Origin of the sequence: Candidatus Chloroploca asiatica (assembly GCF_002532075.1) — a bacterium.
Classification (GTDB): domain Bacteria; phylum Chloroflexota; class Chloroflexia; order Chloroflexales; family Chloroflexaceae; genus Chloroploca; species Chloroploca asiatica.
Genome location: NZ_LYXE01000147.1, coordinates 1 through 3,974 on the forward strand (window position 1 = coordinate 1; position 3,974 = coordinate 3,974).

At 61.0% G+C, this 3,974-nt stretch carries 2 protein-coding genes; both read left to right on the forward strand.

Annotated elements, in window-relative coordinates:
* Nucleotides 1-307 precede the first annotated feature (307 nt).
* Entirely contained in the window at nucleotides 308-937 is a 630-nt protein-coding gene (locus A9Q02_RS18080) for a histidine phosphatase family protein (protein WP_097654482.1), read from the forward strand.
* Between the two features lie 17 nt (nucleotides 938-954).
* On the forward strand, nucleotides 955-3,768 hold the full coding sequence (ppc, locus tag A9Q02_RS18085) for a phosphoenolpyruvate carboxylase (protein ID WP_097654483.1): 2,814 nt from the start codon (nucleotides 955-957) through the stop codon (nucleotides 3,766-3,768).
* The last annotated feature ends 206 nt before the right edge of the window (nucleotides 3,769-3,974 follow it).

The window sequence follows — 3,974 nt, forward strand, 5'->3', positions numbered from 1 at the left end:
TGGCGGGTGCCCCGCCCCGGTACGGGCACCCCTGGCGGGTGCCCCGCCCCGGTACGGGCACCCCTGGCGGGTGCCCCACCCCGGTACGGGCACCCCTGGCGGGTGCCCCACCCCGGTACGGGCACCCCTGGCGGGTGCCCCGTTGTATCCGATTTCGTATGATGCAATCGCCCTACAAACTATGCTAGGTATGGTTGCACAATGCGAACGAAGATGGTATCCTGGCACACGTTGCCAGCGCAGGATCTCAACGCCACGCTGGCACCACATTGCCTCCCTCGAGACGATCAAGAAGAGAGACAATATCATGCGGCTGATTCTTGTGCGCCACGGCGAAACGCCGTGGAATGTCACCCTTCAATATCAGGGCCAGGGTCAGGTGCCCCTGAATGAACGTGGTCGCGAACAGGCGCGGCGTGCGGCGGATCGCGTCGCTCGCTATGGGGTGACCGCACTCTATAGTAGCGATCTTGCCCGCGCCTGGGAGAGCGCTGAGCTGATTGGCGCAGTCATCGGGCAGACACCGGTGGCCATGCCTCAGTTGCGCGAGATTGATGTTGGTCAGTGGGAGGGGTTGACCCCCGAGGAACTCTATCGGCGCTTTCCCGATCATATGGCCGAGTATCGGCGCGATCCCGCCCGTACCGTGCGACTCGGCGGCGAGAGCTATGCGCAACTCCAGGCACGTGCGCTCGAGGCGCTCAATCAGATCCAAGAGCAGCATAAGCCCGATGAGGTGGTTGTTGCGGTTTCGCACGGGGGCACGATCCGTGCGTTGCTCTGCCATGTGATTGGACTCGATCTGGCGAATTTTGGCCGTATGTGGCTCGATAATGGCTCGCTCACCGAGTTGCGCCTGGGGCGCAATGGCTGGCGTTTGCTGCGCTTTAATGATAATGCCCACGTCGAAGATATGGTTGCTGAAGGTGGTGAATAGCTCAGGGGTCTGCCTCTATGACCAGTGCTCAACCCTCGCACGCATCAGATCAACGCGATCCGCTCTCTAGCAATATTCGCGCCCTCGGCAATGCGCTTGGGCGTGTTTTGACCGATCAAAGTGGGGCCGCAGCCTTTGCCCTCGAAGAACGGGTGCGCCGGATGACCAAAGAGTTGCGCGCCTCGGGCGATGAACGCCTCGTCCAGGAGTTGCAGGAGCTCATCGCCAGTCTGTCAGTGAGTGAGTTGCACGGGCTCACCAAGGCGTTTACCCTCTACTTCGGGCTGGTCAATCTCGCCGAGGCCGTCGAACGCCTCCGCGTTCTCCGCGAACGCGACCTGCGTGCCGCACCCGCACCACGCACCGAGAGCATTGCCGCTGCCGTCGCCGAGCTCCGTGGGCACGGTGTGACCGCCGAGGCGCTGCAACGCTGGCTCGATGGGGCGCTGATTATGCCTGTGCTTACGGCGCACCCCACCGAGTCACGGCGCCGTACGACGCTGATCAAGCTCCGCCGGATTTTTGATGGTCTGCTCGATCTGAGTCTCGGTGAACGCCTGTTGCCGCCTGAAGAGCGCGGGGCGATCCTTACCCGCATCGAGCGCGAGCTTATTGGCCTCTGGCAGAGTGATGATGTCCGCTTGCATAAACCGTCGGTCGTCGACGAGGTCGAAAATGGCCTCTTCTATTTTCAGACGACGCTCTATGATCTGTTGCCGCAGATCCATCGCGCCATGGCACGTGCGCTGGCCGAGCATTATCCCGAGCATCCCTGGTCATTGCCGCCGTTGCTGCGCTTTGGCAGTTGGATGGGCGGTGATCGCGATGGCAATCCGTTTGTGACCTCCAGCGTCACGGTTGATACGGTGCGCCGGATGCGGGCCTCGATGCTCAGACATCTTATCCGTCAGATCGATGCGCTCTTTACTGAATTGAGTCAGTCCCTGACCCAGACGAGTGTGAGTCAGGGCGTTGATGAGCGGATCGCTCACTATATCCGGCTCTTTCCGGCTGAAGCTGGTACAATTAGCCCGCATCATAGTCGTGAACCCTACCGACGCCTCTGCCAGTTGATCCGCACGCGCCTCGAACATACGCTTGCCCATACGCTGCACCACGAGTTGCAATGGGCGAGCGATCCGCCGACCTTGCCCCCGCCGACGGTCTATCATCGTAGTGCCGAATTGCTTGATGATCTGCGCATTATCTATGCGAGTCTCTGGGCCAATGGGGGCGAGTTGGTCGCCGATGGCCTGTTGCGTGATGTGATGGCTACGGTGGCGATCTTTCGCCTGCATACGGCAACGCTCGATATCAGACAGCACAGCGAACGCCACCTCAGTGCCCTCACCGAGATCTTTGCCAGGGCCGGGATCTGCGCTGATTACACCAGTCTGGAGGAAGCGGCCAAGATTGCGCTCTTGACCAGCGAAATTGCCAGTACACGCCCCCTGACGCCGGCCCGGCTCACCGGGTATACCCCCGAGACGGCTGAGCTTATCCAGACGCTGCGCACGCTGGCCGCGATCCTCGAGCAACTCGACGGCGAGGTCATTGATACCTATGTGCTCAGCACCACCGCCAGCGTCAGCGACCTCCTGGGCGTCTTGCTGCTCTGTCGCGAAACTGGCCTCTATCGACCCGGGGTCTACAGTCGCCTCAATGTGGTACCCCTCTTTGAAACAGGGGCCGATCTTGAATATGCCCCCCGGCTCTTCGCTAATTTGATGCCCCTGCCCGTCTACAGCGATCACCTGCGTTTGCGCGGGCAGTGCCAGGAGGTGATGCTTGGCTATTCCGATAGCAACAAAGAGGGTGGGTTTGTCGCGGCCAACTGGGCGCTCTATCGCGCCCAGGTCGAACTAACCGAGGTTGCCGACCGCTATGGCGTGCGCTTGCGCCTCTTCCACGGGCGTGGCGGTGCCGTCGGGCGCGGCGGCGGTCCGGCGGGCCAGGCGATCCTGTCGCAGCCGCCGGGAACCTTGCGCGGCCAGATCAAAATGACTGATCAGGGCGAGATGATTTCGGATCGTTATCTCGATCCGCGTACCGCGACCCGGCATCTTGAACAGGTCGTCAATGCGGTGATGCGTGCTGGTTTTGCCGAAGTCCTGCGCCCACCCGAACCCGGATGGATCACGGTCATGGAGGGGATTGCGGCCGCAGGACGTGATGCCTACCGTAGTCTGATCTATGATGATCCGCGTTTTTATGACTATTTTCGCTCGGCCACCCCAATTACCGAAATCAGTCGCCTGCGGATTGGCTCACGGCCGGCTTCGCGACGCAACAGCAACCGGATCGAAGATCTGCGCGCTATTCCATGGGTCTTTAGCTGGATGCAGAGTCGGCACACACTGCCGGGTTGGTATGGGCTGGGCAGTGCACTGGCCGCCTTTGCGTCTGGAGGCGAGGATCGCCTCACGTTGCTACGCGACATGTATCAGCAATGGCCCTTCTTTACCACGCTGCTCGACAATGCCCAGTTGATCATCACCAAAGCCGATATGGACATCGCCCGTCGCTACGCCGCCCTCGTCAGTGACCCCACCCTCGCCCAGGCCATTCACAGCATCATTCAGCACGAATACGCAACCACGATCCGCCAGATCTGCCTCGTCGCCCAGATCAACGCCCCCCTCGATGCGCAACCTGTCTTGCAACGCGCCATCCAGCAACGCAACCCCTATATTGATCCGCTCAGCTACATTCAGATCGAAGTGCTGCGTCGCCTCCGCGCCAATCCCCCCGACGATGAGCAGGATGATCTCGAAACGGCCATTCTTATGTCAATCAATGGCATTGCAGCGGGGTTAAAAAATACGGGGTAGGCTTAAAGCTTCCGGGAAGCTTTGATTGCATCATACGAAACCGGATACAACCATACGCGCTATGTGGCAGCATGTGCATGCAACCAGCGGCGCAAACGGCGGCCCCCGGCAACAACGGGCACCCGCAAGGGCACCCGCAAGGGCACCCGCAAGGGCACCCGCAAGGGCACCCGCAAGGGCACCCGCAAGGGGTGCCCCTACACCGG

Excerpts from the sequence above, each read along its gene's own strand:
- A9Q02_RS18080 (WP_097654482.1), top strand. The coding sequence starts at position 308 with ATGCGGCTGATTCTTGTGCGCCACGGCGAAACGCCGTGGAATGTCACC.
- ppc (WP_097654483.1), top strand. The coding sequence starts at position 955 with ATGACCAGTGCTCAACCCTCGCACGCATCAGATCAACGCGATCCGCTC.